Origin of the sequence: Marinobacter bryozoorum, from assembly GCF_023156245.1 — a bacterium.
GTDB classification, from domain to species: domain Bacteria; phylum Pseudomonadota; class Gammaproteobacteria; order Pseudomonadales; family Oleiphilaceae; genus Marinobacter; species Marinobacter bryozoorum.
The window spans coordinates 1-903 of record NZ_JAKZAH010000114.1 but is presented as its reverse complement, the minus strand read 5'-3'; the positions used below and the strand labels follow the sequence as shown (position 1 = coordinate 903).

Below are 903 nucleotides of genomic sequence, written 5' to 3'. Positions count from 1 at the left end.
CGTTGAACTGCGGCTGAGCCAGAACGGATGATCGGGCTCGATAGTCAGGCCCGGATCTGGCTGTGCACCGAGCCCACGGATATGCGCAAATCATTCCGGGGCCTGAGTGCCCTGGTCCGGAATCAGTTGAAGCACGACCCGCTCAGCGGCCAGTATTTCGTCTTCGTCAATCGCCGCAAGACCCAGATGAAGATGCTGTATTTTACGACCACCGGTTACTGCCTGTGGGCCAAGCGCCTGGAGCAGGGGCAGTTCCGGGTGCCATTATCTGCCTCGGGGCAGCGCGCCCTGACCCTGACGGATCTGCAACTGCTGATCGATGGCATTGAGGTGCAGAAATACCGCCAGTTCAAGCGTTTTCGAGGGGTATAGAAGGCCGGGTTCCGGTATAATATCGGTCATGAATTCAACGGCTTCTGCTCCTTCTCCCAATGCATCGTCCTCCTCGGCTCTGGCCGAGGAGAATGCACTGCTGCGTGAGCAGGTCCAGATCCTGCAGCGCCAGCTGGACTGGTTCAAGAAGCAGCTGTTCGGCCCCAAGTCCGAGAAGCAGGTGTTTGATCTGCCGGGCCAGAACAACCTGTTCCAGCCCGATGAAGCACCGCTGCCGGAGCAGCCTGCTGGCGAAGAAAAACGCACCATCAAGGCCTATCAGCGCGGCACCGGCAAAAAGCAGCGGGACGACGACTGCTTGAATGACTCCGGTCTGCGCTTTACCGCCGATGTGCCGATGGAGGTCATTGAGCACCTGCCACCGGAACTGACCGGGCCGGAGGCTGACCGGTACGAAGTGATCGGTAGCAAGACCACCTACCGGCTGGCCCAGCGTGCCTCCAGTTATGTGGTGCTTAAGTGCGAACGCCCGGTGTTCCGGCGAAAGGGGGCCGAGAAGCCGGTGACGAC

2 protein-coding genes are annotated in these 903 nt (G+C 60.1%); both read left to right on the top strand.

Annotated features, from left to right (window positions below; genetic code table 11):
• Positions 1 to 27 precede the first annotated feature (27 nt).
• A complete protein-coding gene (gene tnpB, locus MLC59_RS19790) occupies positions 28 to 372 on the top strand; it encodes an IS66 family insertion sequence element accessory protein TnpB (RefSeq protein WP_004578760.1) in 345 nt (114 codons plus the stop codon).
• A gap of 28 nt (positions 373 to 400) precedes the next feature.
• Positions 401 to 903 (top strand): DUF5320 domain-containing protein (locus tag MLC59_RS19785; protein WP_248237321.1); only part of this gene is annotated, 503 nt, incomplete at its 3' end.

Bases quoted from the DNA above. Each gene is read 5' to 3' on its own strand.
- tnpB (WP_004578760.1), top strand. From the start codon at position 28: ATGATCGGGCTCGATAGTCAGGCCCGGATCTGGCTGTGCACCGAGCCC.